This is a genomic window from Vibrio sp. DW001, assembly GCF_029016285.1.
Classification (GTDB): Bacteria; Pseudomonadota; Gammaproteobacteria; order Enterobacterales; family Vibrionaceae; genus Vibrio.
This window is the reverse complement of sequence record NZ_CP091975.1, coordinates 1,658,686-1,675,511: the sequence shown is the minus strand read 5'-3', so window position 1 is coordinate 1,675,511 and position 16,826 is coordinate 1,658,686. Positions and strand designations below refer to the sequence as shown.

Below are 16,826 nucleotides of genomic sequence, written 5' to 3'. Positions count from 1 at the left end.
ATAATTAACAAGTATTTAACATCACATTTATGAGAATTAGTCATAAAAAATTTAGCAATAAATGAAATGAAATTAAATTGAACTGTCTTGAATAAGGGGGGTCATATAAGTGTAGTAAGCAGAGCATTGCTAAGTTTAAGAAGGTTTAGACTTGTTTTCTCACTGTTTTACTCCACATACTGCTTTTTCTTATTAACTCCTATGTTTGTATCGCCCAACCCACTTTGGATTGGGCATTTTTTTGTCCATAGATAAGCTCAGTCGCTCAACCTATAAGAAAATAAAGATTTGAGTCTGTCATGTGCATGATATATGCATCATTCATCGCTACAAAAAAAGACAATAAAAACCCCCTGAGCCACGTGGATCAAGGGGTTACTTATTCTTAAATGACTTATCTATCGTGCTCTTTTCTAAATCAATTTACGCTTTTCTTTGGTAGTGAGATACTCAATAGAACATACCCTAAAATCGCGGCGGTCGTTGAGCCAAGTAGTATGCCTAAACGTGCATAGGTATCAAACTCTGCACTCACCCCTGTAAACGCGAGTGATGAAATAAAAATAGACATGGTAAAACCAATACCACATAAGACCGACACTGCAAATATATGTTTCATATTCACACCTTCAGGTAACTTAGCCACACCGCTTTTAACCGCTAACCAGCTAAAACTAAAAATACCTAATGGTTTACCAACCAGAAGCCCCAACGAAATACCCAATGGCAACATCGAGGTCAATCCTGTTAATGACACACCAGCTAACGAGATGCCTGCATTAGCAAAAGCAAATATTGGTAAAATCAGGAACGCAACATAAGGGTGTAGTGCATGCTCTAAATGCTTAAGTGGAGACTCTTCACCTTCTTTACCTTTCAGAGGTATAGCGAAACCAATAACGACACCGGCCAATGTGGCATGTACACCCGATTTCAATACGGCTATCCATAGGATTAACCCAGCGATAACGTAGTAAGGCAGTTTTGTCACGTTCTTAGAATTCATCATAAACAGGACACCTGTCATAATGAAACCGATAGTCAGTGCAAGCGTAGACAGATCACCACTATAAAATAGAGCAATGATAACAACGACACCCAAGTCATCGATGATAGCCAAAGCCAGTAAAAATACCTTTAACGAAATAGGCACTCGTTTACCAAGCAACGCCATAATACCAAGTGCGAATGCAATATCTGTCGCTGCCGGTATAGCCCAACCTTGCATTGCTTGTGGGTCACCATAATTGAATAGTATATAAATTAATGCGGGAGCTAACATACCTCCAACAGCAGCAATTGCTGGGAAAATAGCGGTTTCTTTGGACTTTAATGCGCCTTCTAATAGTTCTCTTTTTACTTCAAGACCGATTAAAAGGAAAAATATGGCCATTAATCCATCGTTAATCCAGTGCGACACCGACATGCCAAACACATATGAGTGCAGCACATTGTTGTAAGATTCACCAAACCCTGTGTTCGCTACAACCATAGCGACAGCCGCTGCTATAACGAGCAGTATGCCACCAGCCGATTCCATTTTAAAAAAGTCGCGAATTCCTTCACTCATTGATCTACCTCTAACTCACTTTACCGCTGCGCTTATCGAACTAACAACAATGCATTTGGTTAAGCAACATTAAGTCTGTGATTATTATTACATAAGAATAGGCGCAGTTTATACGATAGGCCAACTTAGGAATAATCGATTGTTTAGATGAATATATTCGGTTTTTCCGAGCATTGAGTAAGCATTGAACGTTATTTGTATATTTACGAAACAGATCTTGATCTTAGAATCCCGTAAGCTGAAGCATTCCGTAAGCATCTTGCGTTCCCATTGCGGACACCGACCCTTGCCAATATGGATTATAAAACGCATGCCAGAGGTCATCACGAAGAGGGGTAATAATTAGATCTATATCCAATTCTTCTATACTAATTTGCCACGTTAATGGGACTGATTTTCCGTTTTCCATTGGCGTGAATTCTAATGCAGACATCACTATATCGGTGTCCGCTAAAGGAAGAATGGAACCATCTCGTTTCACTAACATACCATAGTTATAGACAGGATAATTAGGAATACGAGTTTGATTAAGCTGCAGGTGCCCTCCGTCGGCCAGATGAAGATTAACAGTCACCGCCTTCTGTCCTTCGATAACGGCTAGGTCGCTGCCCCACTCCTTGCTTAGCCATGCTTGTCCATTCACAGTAACAACCTTACTATCGAGTACAAGTTGACCCGACGAACGAACAGACGGAGCACCGAAGCCATAAGCTGCGATAGGCAGTAGATCATGCTGTTCTTGGTAGCCTTTGTCACCGTTAAGAATAAAACCCTGAAGAGAGGATGAACTCAATTTGAGCGAAAAATCATCGGTTTCCACCTGTAAAATCCCAGGTAACGGCGATGAACTTATCGAGCGCCAGCTCCAGTTATCTATCCACAGCCGAAATGGACGAACTCGAAATCCAGCTTGTCCAATACCACCTCTAGCAATACGTTGCTGTTTCCATACTTTATCTTTTGAGGTGACAACCGAGTTAGACAGATAGAGCTGAGTGCTGTTCCACCCACTAGCTTCGCTCTCGTTCCTAGCAATGCGGTAATAGTTCCATTGAACTGAGTAGAGTTCACCATCGTCACCCACTAGGTTAGCGAAATACTGCCATCCCTCTCGTTTGAATTCATGGTGAAATGAAAAGCTGTCAGGAAACGAAACCGAAACACCCGGTAAAACGGGTTCAAAGACCGATTTTTGATTGTTAGAAAATGCGTAGGTAATGGTCTCTTTCTCAGAAGAACGACCAAACGAGAAATAGTAAATAAGCCCAGCAACCAGGATAACGAGAATAGCGGCCAACATAATGACTATATTGCGTTTTTTTTCAAGCATCTTCATAGTTACAATGCGTCTCTAAGTGATTTCATTGGTGTTCGTTTGATCATACCTATAATGGGTAAAATCCCTGCTAGTATGAGCGCGATCATGGCCGACGCAAAGGTATTTAGATATTCCCACGGAATAACATACAGGGGCATCGTCCAACCAAAGGATTCTTTTAATACTACTTCTACCATCACTTTCGCAAGTGCTAAACCTAGCGGCATTGCGACCAAAGCAGAGATCAATCCAAACATAAATAGCTGTAAACCACTTAACGCGATGAGTTCAAATGTCGATATACCAAAACACCTCAACAGGGCAGTATTCCGTTGTTTAGACACTTCTCCTGCTAACGTCGCAAAGAAAATGCCGCATATCGCGATAAATAACGTCAAGTTTCCTAATGTATCCGCAATTACAAAGGTGCGGTCAAAAATACGCATCGCCTGGCCGTGTATATTGCTGTTATCAAATAGCCTATCTTCTGATAAGGCATACCTAGATTGTAATTGAGCCAGCAAATTATCGATATTTGCCTCATCAGTGGCAATAACACCAAGCCCGATATTGCCTAAGCCGCCAAATCGGCTTTTCCAATTTCGATGAGACATTAGTACTTGGTTGTATGGGTTGCCATAATCATAATAGACGCCAACTACCTGCCATGATTCTTCAACCACGCCACCCAATTGGATCTCATCACCAGGGCGTATATCCTTTTTAAGGGCCATCGCCTCACTTATCATGACACCTTTCGATGTATTAAGTTGATACCAATAGTTAGGTATCGCTATTTTTACTGGTACAGAATCTCTCTCGCCATTACTCAGGCCGGTGCTGACAACTTCTAACACACCAGTTTTTGTTGGTAATTCTAATTCCCAACGCGACCATACTTCTTTTACTTCTGGGCGCGTACTCAACCAACTGCTCATTCGACCTGCCGAACTATTGGTAGGAAATATATAGATATCCGCCGCCAATCGTTGTGTCAACCAGCTCTCAGTTGTGGCTCTGAAACTGCCTACTAATGTCTCTACGGTTATGTTTGCTGACATCGCCAAAACGAACGCCATCACAGCAACACCACGAAAGCTCATACTCGATGCCGCATCAGAGAAAAACCAACGTGCTTTAACCCAACGTAAGGAGAACGATAAAGCAGAAAATAATTCAAAGATAACGTATGGCATAAACAACGCCACACTCAATAGCAATAGCGCGACAATAATAAAACCGTGTTGAGGCGTGGCTGGAAGTTGATAAAAGCCAATCGCCATTACGCAAAATATACCAGCTGCTAACGCTTGCCATGCAAACTCCCTACCCGCAAAACGGACCAGAGAAAGCTTTGCAGAAAGCCTTATGGGCGGCGTCTTTATCAACCGAACTAGCGGCCAACTACAGGAAAGCAGTGCACCAAAAATAGCCATCAACAGACTGTTTTTACTCCAATGCCAACTCCAGTCAACCGTCAGAGATACGTTCGCGGTGTACAGATCGGCCAAGGTAGTCGATACCGAAGGCATAAGCTGATTGGCCAACATAAGACCAAATACATTGCCAAAAAACCAACCTATAAATATGAATAATGTCAGTTCTAGCGCTAATGCTTTCGCCAAGTGCCATCCCGAGACCCCAGCCTGACGCATCACGCCTACTAGTGTTTGTCTTTGAATAAAAGAAAGCGACATCGCTTGGTAAAAAATAAATATGCCCACGACAAGTGCAAGCATACCCATCGCAGATAGATTTAGATGAAACGCCTTTGTAAGAGACTCTAATTCGGCTCTAGAGCTTCTCGATAATTCTATGCCGTTAGGCAATATACTTTTAAGCCTTTCCAGTTTTTCTTCTGGCATGCTTTCGCAGGCAAGACGCGAGAACCCACCCGACCCATTGATTTCTCTTACCTTTGATATATCAGCGAGGATTCGAGTACCTGAAAGAAGCGCATTATGGTCAAGAAAAAGTGGGCCTAGTTTCGAGCCATCTTTTAGCTCTATAAAGTCGCCGCTACTTTTACCAAGATATGATGCAAGCTCAGCCCCCATAATGAGAGGTTTCGACGGTTGCATCATGCGTAAAATTGAGAGATCATTTTTACGATGTAGTGTTTCTAACCCCAAAATAGAAACGGGGTCGACGCCAACAATTGAGAGATCGCGGCCACTCTTCGTTTCAATTCTTAAGTTATCAAACGGAATACATTGATTGAAACCCTCACGACGAAGCTGAATGTAAAAGCCTTGTGGGATCTTATTTGCGCTAAATTTAGGTGTAATAGTATAGGGAAGAGGGTTTGCGAAAAGTGTCTCACTGTGCAAATAACTCTGTTTTGCATGTTGATTGATCGCGGCAACCCCAACATACACAGACACACCAAGAGTGAGCCCGAACAAGACGAGTAATAGTTGAAGTGGATGACGACGATAATGCCCTAGTAGTGCTTTAACTACCGGCCATAACATGCAATTGCCCTCCTTGAAGACGGACACAACCGCTCATGTGTTCTGCTACTTTTTTACTGTGTGTAACAAGTAAAAGAGTGCAATTAAGCTGCTTAGCCAATGAGGTTAATAGCCGCATTACCGCTTCCGCATTTCTTTCATCTAAGCTACCGGTTGGTTCATCTGCCAACAGCAACTTGGGCTCCATATACAATGCACGAGCAATCGCCGTTCGCTGTTGTTGACCACCAGACACTTCTTCAGGATAACGGCCTAATAACGGCATAAGGTCAAGGGCCGATAATATCTGACGCCACAAACCTTTATCTTCTGGTAACCCTTTCAACTGTCGACAGAAACGAATATTATCTGCGATATTCAATGTTGGTAGAAGGTTGTATTGTTGGAATATATGGCCAATATTATGTCGACGATAGGCGGTTTTCTGAACCTCGTTACTGGCATGCATAGCAAAACTTGAAAACCAAATTTCACCCGAATCAGTCGAGTCGAGCCCAGCGATCAGGTTGAGTAGCGTACTTTTACCAGAGCCACTTTCTCCCATTAACGCGAGTTGTTCACCTTGATTTAATTTTAGAGCTGCCCCTTGTAGCACTGGATGAAATTCTCCACCATCTACATAGCCTTTATTTAGGTCGGACAATTCTAGCATTAACAATTACACTCGCATTAAAGAATTCAGGGTATGTGAAGTTACACTAATTACTCACTTTTCGGAAGTATTTTACCTACCTGATCACATTATTTTAAGCAAACTGTCACACTAGGATGATATAGCTTCAAAAAAATTCAATTAAAATTGCATTCTCTCAAAAATAACCGTACGAGTGTCGATTATTTAGCCAATTGTCAACAAGCTTACCTTTCGATCAAGTTTCGAATCCATTTTCTGCTTTTTAATCGATGGATAGCACTAAAGCACTTAATACACTCTTCAACCAAGAACAACGCATAGACATATTCCGGTTTTAACCCAAGATATACTGCGGCAAATGCAGCAATTGGGATCCCGATAAACCATTGGGAGACGACATCTTGAAACAAACAATATTTAACATCACCACCAGCCCTTAAGACACCCACCACCAAGGTAAGCGGTATAGACCGAATCACCATACCAAAACAGAGTATCAGCATAAACTTGTCTGCAAGTGCTCGTGTCTCTTCAGTTAACGCGCTAAAGGAGTCAAGGATAGGTATTTGGATAGTATAAAGGACTACCGCCGTACATAAGCCGAGCAGAACACTGAGAAAAAGTAATCCTATCGATTGGTAATAAACCGCATCATATTTCTTTGCACCAATCTGATTACCCGTAAGAACGGCCGCAGCCGTGGACGTCCCGATCAACAAACTTATCCCAATGGAGTCTACTGGCGTCATCACCGATAACGCGGCCAAGCCTTGTACTCCGGTCTGACCCATAATAGCGTGGTAGGAAAAAATACCGGCGGCCCAAGTAAAGAAGTTTAATGTAGTCGGTAACGATAATCGAAGAAAACGCGATACCTTCTCTGAAGAAAAAGCGACCTTCACATCAATCAACGTAAACGCAAGCAAGCTCTTTGATTTATACAAAAAGGCGTACAAAAAGGCCACTTCTATCGCGCCACTAAGCACCGTCGCAATAGCCGCGCCTTTGATTCCCATTGCGGGCATTCCAAAATGCCCAAAGATCAAAACCCAATTGAGAAACACGTTAGAAACAATACCAATACCACTAAAAAAGGTACTCACTCCGGGGCGGTGCATCGCTCGAAGGCCCACAGCCATACTACTGACACACGCCACCGCAAACATACTAAGGGATGTAATGACGATATAATCACTACCCAAAGCGATAACCTGCGCGGAATCGGTTGCCAGCCCCATAACCTGTTCTGGATAGAGTATAAACAAGACCACGGTCAATAAGGCAAACGCATTCGCAATGATCCACGTTAAGGCGGTACTCTCTCTTACCCCGTCCTTATTGCCTGCCCCCCAAAACTGCGCCGTCAATAACGCCCCTCCCGTATTGACACCGACCAACATAAGCGTAGTAACAAACATCGCACGACTCGCTACACCGACGGCGGCGATATCCGCTTCACCAAGTTGACCAAGCATAAGAACATCGACTAATCCTCTGCTAGAAAACATAATGTTTTGCAGTGCGATAGGGAGTGCGATGGCAAATAAACGGCGTAAAAAATCACCTTTTGTATACTTGTAAACTAATGATAAGGTGTTGGTCATAAAGCCTCATAAAAATGAAAGGGATGCGCGCCTAAAGACGTAGAAGAATGGGCAGAGCATTAACACGAAGAATAGCAAGAGTATTCTACTCCCATTGATTTGGGATCACCATGAAAAGGAATGAAGTTATTGGCTATGGAAAAGAAAAAAATATTGGTTCTTGGCGCTTCTGGTTACGTTGGCTCGCAACTTATTCCATTGCTTCTCGAGCAGGGCCATTTCGTAACTGCCGCTTCCAGACAGATCGACTACCTGAAAGCACGAGTCCACCCGCACGCCAACCTAACAACTGTCTATCTTGATCTAGCCGAAAAAGAAGCCACATTAGACGCCGTTAGCGGCCATGAGCTTGTTTATTTTCTTGTCCATGGAATGGCTCATGGTCACGATTTCCTCGAATATGAACTTTCCTTGGCGATCAATTTTAAGGACGCGTTAATTGATAGCAGCGTTAAACATGTTATCTATCTTAGTGCTATTCAACCGCAGACAGGAAACTCAGAGCACCTTCTTGCTCGTAAAAAAACCGGAGAAATCCTAAAGCAAGCTAACGTCCCCGTTACCGAATTAAGAGCCGGTGTCATCATTGGGCCCGGGTCTGCCGCGTTCGAAATCATGAAAGATTTCACCTATAACATGCCGATTATCATTGCACCTAAGTGGGTTGACTCCAAAGCAAACCCGATTGCACTAAACAACCTTAACCACTACCTTCTTGCCCAACTTCATGAATCACCTACTCAAAGTCATTTTTACGAAGTCGGCGGACCAGACATTCTGAGTTATAGAGAACAGTTTGGCGTGATATGTACCGCTATCGGTCATCCTCTCCGGCTCTGGTCTACCTCACTGCTCACCCCTAAAATGGCCTCGTATTGGTTGGGACTGGTCACCTCTGTTCCTGCCAATATTGGTCGAGCTTTACTGGCCGGACTTGAACACGATTACGTTGCCGATTCTCAAGAGATCCGCAAAAAGTACCCGCAACCATTAATCTCGTATAAAGACGCCGTTACTCAGTCTGTCAGCAATGAAGGCGAGTTTATACGAAGTGAGGTTTGGGGGTTTGACCCTGCCGCGCTTAACCGATGGCAATCTGGTTATGGGTACTATCCGAAAGATGCAGGAGCAAGCATAAAGACCGATAAATCAGTCGAAGAGCTATGGCAAGTTATTAAGAAAATAGGTAGCCCTGAAGAAGGTTATTTCTTCGCTAATATTTTGTGGCGTACACGAGAATGGCTTGATCTGTTCGTCGGTGGCGGCATTCCAAAAAGACGAAGCCCCTCAGGCCCTGAACTCAAGATCGGGGATCATATTGACTCATGGAAGGTAATACGCTGTGAGAAAAATCAGTTTATATCACTGCTTTTCGGTATGACGGCTCCAGGATTAGGTCGCCTTGAATGTACCATTAAAGATCATGGGGATTACCGCGAGTTAGATGTCAGAGCTTGGTGGCATCCGCAAGGCTTTAGAGGATTACTCTATTGGTTTGCAATGATGCCTGCGCACCTGTTTATTTTTAAAGGCATGGTTAAAGCAATAGTAAATAAAGCGTAGAGTTACCAAGTTACAGGTTCAATGTTAATTAACTTTGAACCTGTAACTTATCTATATTTAGTCTTAAAAACCGATTGGGATCTCCGCCAATTGGCTCCCTTGGTTTTTTGGGTAAATTAGGTATTCACCGTGATACTTCACTGCTGACTTATAATCGGTACGCTTATGCAACATAAAACCAAATTCACTTGCCATCCTGACAAACTCCGCATGGTGACCTCGAACATAAAAACTCATTGGTTTTACAAGTTCAGAGCCCCCTTCAAAACAATCATCGCATTGCTTCGCACAAAGAAGGAAAGAGTTGTCCCCTTCCGTAAATACCTGCATTTTGCCTGTAATTTCAAACTCAGTACTTACCCCCCAATTGGCCTTTTCCATCACCTCAAGAAACGCTTCAATATCTGAATCAGAGATAACCTTAGGTTCTTCGTCTACTGGCGACAACTGACCATAAAACTTAGAGATATTTTTGAAGGAAAACATCAATTCAGATTTAGTCCCTTTGCTTCTTCCCATTTTTTGCCAGCGTACAAGATTATCGCGAACACAACGATCGAATCTCTGAGTTTTCAGGCTCAATGTTACCCAGCGAACCAAAAAATGTGTATTACTGACAGGTGTATTGGCCACCTTTCCTCTTTTATGTAACTCTTCTAATTCATCAAGCGCTGAATTAACTACGTTTTGCATTTCAACTGTATAGATAGCCATTAAGCTTTACGTCCTAAAAACCAATAAAAAACCGCAGACATTACGGCACAAAGTGTCATTAATAAAATCATCGGCCATGCTGTGTCACCAGGCAACATTGCAACGATAACACCAATAATGGATCCCACACCAAATCTCAACGTACCCGCTAACGAAGAAGCGGTACCCGCCATACCTGGGTAAGCCGATAACAAGATAGCCATCGAGTTGCTGCCCACTGTAGACATCATACTAATATAGAGCATGACAAAAGGGACAATACCCCACAATCCAATATCCGCTAACCAACCAAAAAAGAGCCCGACACCAGCGATAAGTTGAATCAGAATGGCAAAAGAGAGCATCCATTTGGAGCTCACTCTTCTTACAATCCGGCCATTCACGGTCGTCATAATGAATAAACCGACAACGTTTAAACCAAACAGATAACCAAACTGCGATGTACCCACTCCGTAGACATCAATATAAACAAACGAACCCGCGGTTAGAAATGCAAACATACCAGCAAATGAGAACGCACCAGCGAACATCAAACCCAAGGCCACTGGATTCATAAACAGGCGGATATAGTTTTGAATCGTGGTTCTAAAATGCAGTTTCTGTCTGTTTTCTGGCGCGAGTGTCTCTGGTATCTTCCAGACGACGGCAGCGATAACCAAACCAGATACAACCGCGAGTACCCAAAATATTGAGCGCCAACCAAACCAAACGGCTAAGTAGCCACCCAACATGGGGGCGATAAGTGGAGCAACCATCACCACCAAAGTTATAAAAGACATAGTACGAGCAAAATCTTCTTTCTCGTACATATCTCTAACCAAGGCTTGAATAACAACCGCGGCTGACGCCCCAGCAAAACCTTGCGCCGCCCGTACGTATTTTAACGACTCAATATCGGATGTCGTCGCACACACAATAGAACCAATCGCAAACAGCAAAATACCGATAATTAATATCGGTTTTCGACCATAGCTGTCAGAGAGTGGTCCATGCAATAATTGACCAATAGCAAACCCGGCGGTATAGGTTGTTAACGTTATCTGAACCGCGCCAGGATCTACCCCTAACTCTTTCGCGATAGTTGGCATTGCAGGCAAATACATATCAATGGCTAATGGAGTCAGTGCACCAATAGCACCTAAAATGATAAACATTAAAAGGCCAAGCTGATTTGTGTTGCTACTTGTCATACTGCTCCGACATCAATTTTGATTAATATTTATAGTAGATAACGATTCTCTACTACCGAGCCGACCTACCCCTTTGCCAACCTATTACTTGCTCCAGACAGAACCCACTTCTTCTTCTGTCAAATAACGATATTCGCCGGGCTCTAAATCAGCATCCAATTCAATTGCACCTATGCGTTCTCGATGAAGCGCTTCAACTTTATTTCCAAGCGCGGCAAACATCCGTTTAACTTGATGATACTTACCTTCTACAATCGTCAACAAGACCTCATTGGTATCGATAACCTCTAAGGTCGCTGGTAGTGTCGGTTCAGGTTCACTTCTTAACTCGATACCTTCTGCAAATGCCGACACGTAATCATCTAAAACTGGATCAGCTAACCAAACTCTGTACGTTTTTTCGCACTTATGTTTAGGGGAAGTAATCCGATGTGACCATTTTCCGTCATCGGTAATAAGCACTAAGCCCGTGGTGTCGACATCTAGTCGACCAGCAAAGTGCAGGTTCTCCATCTTGACTTCATCTAATAAAACAAACGCCGTAGGGTTGAAACCATCTTCATGAGAGCATACATAACCCTCAGGCTTAAATAGCATGATATATCTAGGCCCATGAACAGTGATTACCCTGTTTTGCCATTCGACAACACAGGTCTCTTTTAGTTTATGTGCGCCACTTTTTATCACGATGTCATTAACCGTTACACTGCCGCTTTTAATGATTTTTGTCGCTTCTTTACGTGTCGCACCTAATGCATCACACAAAAATTTATCTAACCGCATGATTACCTCTTCTTTCTCTAGTGGGGTATTATAGGGATCTTTCTTAAATTAGTTGAGCTATTTCACACTTTTCCTATATGTATAAACTTCGGCCCTACCAAACGGATTCAGTCAAAGCCGTTATTCACTATTTTAGAAAGCACACGAGCCCTGCCGTCATCGTCCTACCGACAGGCGCGGGTAAGAGCCTTGTCATTGCGGAATTAGCTCGTATCGCTAAAGGACGAGTACTTGTGCTCGCCCATGTAAAAGAGCTGGTTGAGCAAAACCATGCTAAATACGAAAGCTATGGCGAAAAAGGCGCTGTTTTTTCTGCCGGATTAGGCAGAAAAGAGACCAACCAACCGGTTGTCTTCGCCTCTGTTCAATCGGTAGTGCGCAATCTTGATGCATTTGCGAACCAGTTTTCATTATTGGTTATCGATGAGTGCCACCGCGTACCAGATGAAAAAAGTAGCAGCTACCAAAAAGTCATCAGCCATGTAACCGAACTAAACCCTGGTATTAAAGTGTTGGGCTTAACGGCTACGCCGTATCGCTTAGGCATGGGTTGGATATATCAATACCATACCAGAGGGCAAGTTCGCAGCGAAGAACCGCGCTTCTTTAGAGACTGTATTTTCGAACTTCCCATTCGATACCTGTTAGATGAACAGTTTCTTACACCCGCAAGGATGATCGATGCCCCTGTGCTCAGCTATGATTTTTCGGCGCTAAAACCCACCAGCCTCGGAAGGTATAAAGAGTCTGAATTAGATATGGTAATAGAAAGCGCCAAAAGAGCGACGCCGCAGATTGTTAACCAAATCATCCAAATGAGCGCGGATCGTCAAGGAATGATGATATTTGCGGCAACGGTTCGTCACGCTCAAGAGATCCTCTCTCTGTTGCCACCAGACCAATCAGACATAGTGATCGGTGATACTCCAACACTCGATCGTGACCGCATTATCCAAAGCTTTAAAAATAGAGAGATCCAATTCTTAGTCAATGTATCGGTGCTAACCACCGGTTTTGATGCCCCCCATGTGGACCTAATCGCTATCCTTCGGCCAACAGAATCTGTGAGCTTATATCAACAAATTATTGGGCGAGGATTAAGATTATCGGAAGGCAAAACAGACTGCCTTGTTTTGGATTATGCAGGTAATAACTACGATCTCTATCAACCAGAGGTCGGTAACCCACAACCCGACCCTAATAGTGACATTGTCACTATTCCCTGCCCTGCTTGCGGCTTTAATAACAACTTTTGGGGCAAATTGGACAGCAACGGGTTCTTGCTTGAGCATTATGGTCGACGCTGCCAAGGTTACCTTGAAGAAGAGGACGGAAGCCGAGAACATTGTGGTTATCGGTTTAGAGCCAAATATTGCCACGAATGCGGTGCCGATAACGACATCGCTGCACGCATTTGCCACGAATGTGATGCGACCCTTGTTGACCCAGACAAAAAACTAAAAGAAGCCCTCAATCTAAAGGATGCTTTGGTGTTTGAATGTAGGGATATGCAATTAAACGTATTAAAAGACAGCAGCGGTAAGAATCAATTAAAGGTGACATACGTTGGCGACAACAACGCGCAAGTACATGAATTTTGGTCGCTAAGCACCAAAAAGAGAAAAGAAGCGTTTTACAAGCAATTTGTCAGACCTCATTTAGCTGACCGTCATCGACCTTTTAATGAGAACTCTCCAACGCGAGTGGTCGCCAATCAACATCGCTTTCGTTTGCCTCTTTTTGTCATCGCTAGAAAGTCTGGTCGTTTCTGGAAAATGCGAGATAAAATATTTGAAGACGAGATGAGAGAAAAATAGCAAAATCCAATCGGATTCTGTTGCTCGGAAATAGCAAGAATGGTAGTATCCGCGCTCGCAAACAGCTAACAAATCGTTTCCTGATTGCGGCATACATTATCGGCTAGGTCGCTATGCTGATAAACAATCCTAATTTTTTACTAATTTGAGAGTAAATACTATGAAATTTGAAACAGTAGTACGTACTGAACTAGGTAAGAGTGCGAGCCGCCGCCTACGTTTAACTGGCCAATTCCCAGCTATCGTTTATGGTGGTGAAGCAGCTCCAGTTTCTATCGCACTTCTACATTCTGATGTGATTCATCAAATGGACAAGCCTGAGTTCTACGAAGCCATCACTCTAGTGATCGACGGCGCAGAAGTTAAGGTTAAACCGCAAGACGTTCAACGTCACGCGTTTAAGCCAAAAGTTGAGCACATGGACTTTATCCGTATCTAATTCTGCTACCACAGAATAGAAAAGGATATGTCCAGCTTTTCGCATAGAGATTATCGGCCTTTACCATCCGAGACATCAAAAATTAGAAACCCCAGATGCTACCAACATCTGGGGTTTCGCCATTTCTGGCGTTTTTTTTAGTACGTTTTCCTGCAACCTTTTAAAATCAATAATAAAAAATAAAAGTCATCATAACCTTACTTATTAGGTTCATTCCTTTTTAATATAGGAGCAGGCTTTCTAAGCAGTGCTCCTGAATACCGTAAAATTCTTTAATAGACTTTACTTGCTCAAGTATGATGGTGTTATCGATTGGTTTTTTGCGTTTTTGCGCCAATATCATTTTATTTTTGCTCGTGTGCTCGAGTGAAATAAACTCAAATACTTTTGTATCGTATCCGTTGGCTTCCAACAACAACGCACGCAATCCATCTGTAACCATTTCTGCTTCTTGACCAAGGTGAATACCATGCTGTAAAAGTGGCGCTAATAATTTTGGAGATTTCATTTGTGGACGTATTTGTTTATGGCAACAAGGTGAACACATAATAATTTCTGCATTGGTTCGAATACCCATGTGGATAGCGTAATCGGTGGCAATATCGCAAGCATGCAGCGCTATCATGATATTAATACCTTGTGCTTTAAAGTGTTGCACATCACCCTGCTCAAATTTAATGCCCTCTAACGCTAACTTCTGTGCCGTCGTGTTACATAAATCAACCAGATTTTGACGTAGTTCTACACCCGTCACTTCTGTTTTTACTTGTAGCTTATCAATAAAATAATCATGCACAGCGAAGGTCAAGTAAGCTTTACCTGATCCAAAGTCGGCAATATGTACTTTGTCATGTTTATCAAGTCCGGTGCTATCAATAGCGTGTGACAATACTTCAATAAATTTATTGATCTGTTTCCATTTGCGCGACATCGCAGGAATAATATTTCCTTTGATATCAGTTACACCAAGCTCATGTAGATAAGGTCGGTTTTGTTCTACGAAGCGATTTTTCGTGCGATCGTGAGGTGCCATTTTTATTTTTTGAAGTGTTTTATTTTTGTTCGGGTACTTTTTCATTAACACTTTTCCTTTTTTACTCACACTTAATTGTACTTCCCATTCATCCGTTACTAAGTGCGCGTTAAAAAAGTGGTGACCTAACTCGGATTGCCAAAAGGCCAGTGATTCTTCAATGGTTAAGTTTTTGGTGATGTGATGGGTTTTATATTCGTGTAAAAAAGAAAGTAATGGTTGCTCTTTTAATGAGAGTGGTCGAATGGTTATGCGTTTTAGATCTGCTTTATCACCATTGTATTTTGACAGTACTAACCGTTGCAGTTGTTGCTCATTGAATGCGTCATTGCAGGTTTGTAAAAACAGGTCAAATTCAGCGGAATTGTAGATTGGCATAACAGTCTCTTTTAATATTTTTAAATCCATTGTTAGTCTGCCATTCTACAGGTTAATGTTGTTCAAATCTTTAATCTTATTTGATTGTTCATCAGGGATTGTTGCGTAATCCGGATAGAAAGCAAAATCGAATTCTTCAATAGGTGATAGACCACTATGGTTACCAGAAAAGATAGTCATCGATAACAATCGATGCCAACGCGTTGGCGTTAGAGGCGGCTTTATTTCCTAACTGGAACTCAGATAGACACTGCCGATATAGTTGATTACTTGGCTATTTCTATCATTTTAGGTATACATGGCCAAGAGATTCTGTAGGTCGAACTATATAGCCGTATTTTTTAATAAAAGCTTTCCTTAGCCATTGCAATCCGTTTTTTCTGAGTGCAATAAATTCCTCTGCTTGAGGTGACTAAATTCACTATGCCACTACGCCGTTCCGTGCCGGAGCCATCAGTTAGAGGGTGGCCAAAAGAACACCCTCACCTTTTGTCTGAGTGATTTTGACGAAGAAAAACCGTCAACGAACATATTTCTCCACTCAGTAAAGGTGACCGTCCATGGGTTAAAACTCTTGATGGGTTTGGATATCCCATAACGAACCGGCTCGTGTTCTGGTTCAAAAGAACCAAATAATTTGTCCCACACAATGAGCACGCCTGCGTAGTTTTTATCGATATATTGAGCGTTAACACCGTGGTGAACACGGTGATGAGAAGGTGTATTAAACACATGCTCCAAAGGACCTAAAGTACGTACCCACTGCGTATGGACAAAGAACTGCAAACTAAGGTTAAGCAGTACCGCAAAGATAACCCAACTGGGCTCGAAACCGATCAGCACTAATGGTACCCAAAACAACCACATGCCTGCGAAAGGGTACATTAAGCTCTGGCGAAACGCAGTGCTAAAGTTCATCCGTTCAGAGCTATGATGAACAACATGCGCCGCCCACATCCAGCGAATACGGTGGCTCCCCCTATGAAACCAGTAATAGAAGAAATCTTGCAGCACCATAAGTAAACCGAAACTGGCCAGGTTCATGTCAATATCAAACATCCTCCAGCCAAAAAGCCAAATATAGAGATTAACGATTAAGAGACCAGTCACTAAATCACTCAGTTGGTGCATCCCTGCTAATATAAAATTGCATAGCACTTCATTGAGATGATAGTTAGCGTTCTCGGGTAAGCGACCCGATTTTTGACCTAAATAGTACTCGGCCAACATGCACAATAGAAATACCGGTGCTAAGACAAGAAGAAGCCATTCAGGGTGATCAATTAAAAATGAGATGTCCATATTCATC

Annotated in this window: 13 protein-coding genes; 3 read left to right on the top strand and 10 right to left on the bottom strand. The window is 42.6% G+C overall.

Going from position 1 to position 16,826, the window contains the following annotated elements; all coding sequences use genetic code 11:
* Positions 1 to 418: 418 nt before the first annotated feature.
* The 5 genes from nhaA to L3V77_RS07750 form a co-directional block, all read right to left on the bottom strand.
* Positions 419 to 1,570 (bottom strand): Na+/H+ antiporter NhaA, encoded by a 1,152-nt coding sequence (gene nhaA / locus L3V77_RS07770; protein ID WP_275136491.1) that lies wholly within the window; start codon positions 1,568 to 1,570, stop codon positions 419 to 421.
* A gap of 223 nt (positions 1,571 to 1,793) precedes the next feature.
* Positions 1,794 to 2,900 carry a lipocalin-like domain-containing protein gene (locus L3V77_RS07765; protein WP_275136490.1) on the bottom strand — a complete coding sequence of 369 codons (1,107 nt, stop codon included), beginning with the start codon at positions 2,898 to 2,900 and terminating at the stop codon, positions 1,794 to 1,796.
* Positions 2,901 to 2,908: 8 nt separating this feature from the next.
* Positions 2,909 to 5,362, bottom strand: a complete 2,454-nt coding sequence (locus tag L3V77_RS07760) for an ABC transporter permease (RefSeq protein ID WP_275136489.1) — start codon at positions 5,360 to 5,362, stop codon at positions 2,909 to 2,911.
* On the bottom strand, positions 5,343 to 6,014 hold the full coding sequence (locus L3V77_RS07755; RefSeq protein ID WP_195703147.1) for an ABC transporter ATP-binding protein: 672 nt from the start codon (positions 6,012 to 6,014) through the stop codon (positions 5,343 to 5,345). Before L3V77_RS07755 ends, L3V77_RS07760 begins: the two co-directional genes overlap by 20 nt.
* Before the next feature lie 206 nt (positions 6,015 to 6,220).
* On the bottom strand, positions 6,221 to 7,600 hold the full coding sequence (locus L3V77_RS07750; protein WP_275136488.1) for an MATE family efflux transporter: 1,380 nt from the start codon (positions 7,598 to 7,600) through the stop codon (positions 6,221 to 6,223).
* A 135-nt stretch (positions 7,601 to 7,735) separates the two neighbouring features.
* Here L3V77_RS07750 and L3V77_RS07745 point away from each other — a divergent pair, with 135 nt between their 5' ends.
* Positions 7,736 to 9,163 carry a DUF2867 domain-containing protein gene (locus tag L3V77_RS07745; protein ID WP_275136487.1) on the top strand — a complete coding sequence of 476 codons (1,428 nt, stop codon included), beginning with the start codon at positions 7,736 to 7,738 and terminating at the stop codon, positions 9,161 to 9,163.
* A 63-nt stretch (positions 9,164 to 9,226) separates the two neighbouring features.
* Here the strand turns inward: L3V77_RS07745 and L3V77_RS07740 are convergent, their stop codons facing one another.
* From L3V77_RS07740 to rsuA, 3 genes are all read right to left on the bottom strand, one after another.
* Positions 9,227 to 9,877 carry a DUF2913 family protein gene (locus L3V77_RS07740; protein WP_275136486.1) on the bottom strand — a complete coding sequence of 217 codons (651 nt, stop codon included), beginning with the start codon at positions 9,875 to 9,877 and terminating at the stop codon, positions 9,227 to 9,229.
* Positions 9,877 to 11,067 (bottom strand): Bcr/CflA family multidrug efflux MFS transporter, encoded by a 1,191-nt coding sequence (locus L3V77_RS07735; protein WP_275136485.1) that lies wholly within the window; start codon positions 11,065 to 11,067, stop codon positions 9,877 to 9,879. Before L3V77_RS07735 ends, L3V77_RS07740 begins: the two co-directional genes overlap by 1 nt.
* An 84-nt stretch (positions 11,068 to 11,151) precedes the next feature.
* Positions 11,152 to 11,850 (bottom strand): 16S rRNA pseudouridine(516) synthase RsuA, encoded by a 699-nt coding sequence (gene rsuA, locus L3V77_RS07730; RefSeq protein WP_275136484.1) that lies wholly within the window; start codon positions 11,848 to 11,850, stop codon positions 11,152 to 11,154.
* Positions 11,851 to 11,927: 77 nt separating this feature from the next.
* Between rsuA and L3V77_RS07725 the strand changes: the two genes are divergently transcribed.
* Entirely contained in the window at positions 11,928 to 13,667 is a 1,740-nt protein-coding gene (locus L3V77_RS07725; protein ID WP_275136483.1) for a DEAD/DEAH box helicase, read from the top strand.
* A gap of 160 nt (positions 13,668 to 13,827) precedes the next feature.
* Positions 13,828 to 14,106 (top strand): 50S ribosomal protein L25, encoded by a 279-nt coding sequence (gene rplY / locus L3V77_RS07720; protein WP_195703140.1) that lies wholly within the window; start codon positions 13,828 to 13,830, stop codon positions 14,104 to 14,106.
* Positions 14,107 to 14,326: 220 nt separating this feature from the next.
* On the opposite strand, the gene L3V77_RS07715 is transcribed toward rplY, so the two are convergent.
* Together L3V77_RS07715 and L3V77_RS07710 are read right to left on the bottom strand one after the other, a co-directional pair.
* Positions 14,327 to 15,517 (bottom strand): SAM-dependent methyltransferase, encoded by a 1,191-nt coding sequence (locus tag L3V77_RS07715; protein WP_275136482.1) that lies wholly within the window; start codon positions 15,515 to 15,517, stop codon positions 14,327 to 14,329.
* A 453-nt stretch (positions 15,518 to 15,970) separates the two neighbouring features.
* On the bottom strand, positions 15,971 to 16,819 hold the full coding sequence (locus L3V77_RS07710) for a sterol desaturase family protein (RefSeq protein ID WP_275136481.1): 849 nt from the start codon (positions 16,817 to 16,819) through the stop codon (positions 15,971 to 15,973).
* Positions 16,820 to 16,826: the final 7 nt, after the last annotated feature.

Bases quoted from the DNA above. Each gene is read 5' to 3' on its own strand.
- L3V77_RS07755 (WP_195703147.1), bottom strand. From the start codon at position 6,014: ATGCTAGAATTGTCCGACCTAAATAAAGGCTATGTAGATGGTGGAGAA.
- L3V77_RS07760 (WP_275136489.1), bottom strand. From the start codon at position 5,362: ATGTTATGGCCGGTAGTTAAAGCACTACTAGGGCATTATCGTCGTCAT.
- L3V77_RS07725 (WP_275136483.1), top strand. From the start codon at position 11,928: ATGTATAAACTTCGGCCCTACCAAACGGATTCAGTCAAAGCCGTTATT.
- rplY (WP_195703140.1), top strand. From the start codon at position 13,828: ATGAAATTTGAAACAGTAGTACGTACTGAACTAGGTAAGAGTGCGAGC.
- L3V77_RS07710 (WP_275136481.1), bottom strand. From the start codon at position 16,819: ATGGACATCTCATTTTTAATTGATCACCCTGAATGGCTTCTTCTTGTC.
- L3V77_RS07750 (WP_275136488.1), bottom strand. From the start codon at position 7,600: ATGACCAACACCTTATCATTAGTTTACAAGTATACAAAAGGTGATTTT.
- nhaA (WP_275136491.1), bottom strand. From the start codon at position 1,570: ATGAGTGAAGGAATTCGCGACTTTTTTAAAATGGAATCGGCTGGTGGC.
- L3V77_RS07715 (WP_275136482.1), bottom strand. From the start codon at position 15,517: ATGCCAATCTACAATTCCGCTGAATTTGACCTGTTTTTACAAACCTGC.
- L3V77_RS07735 (WP_275136485.1), bottom strand. From the start codon at position 11,067: ATGACAAGTAGCAACACAAATCAGCTTGGCCTTTTAATGTTTATCATT.
- L3V77_RS07745 (WP_275136487.1), top strand. From the start codon at position 7,736: ATGGAAAAGAAAAAAATATTGGTTCTTGGCGCTTCTGGTTACGTTGGC.
- rsuA (WP_275136484.1), bottom strand. From the start codon at position 11,850: ATGCGGTTAGATAAATTTTTGTGTGATGCATTAGGTGCGACACGTAAA.
- L3V77_RS07740 (WP_275136486.1), bottom strand. From the start codon at position 9,877: ATGGCTATCTATACAGTTGAAATGCAAAACGTAGTTAATTCAGCGCTT.
- L3V77_RS07765 (WP_275136490.1), bottom strand. From the start codon at position 2,900: ATGCTTGAAAAAAAACGCAATATAGTCATTATGTTGGCCGCTATTCTC.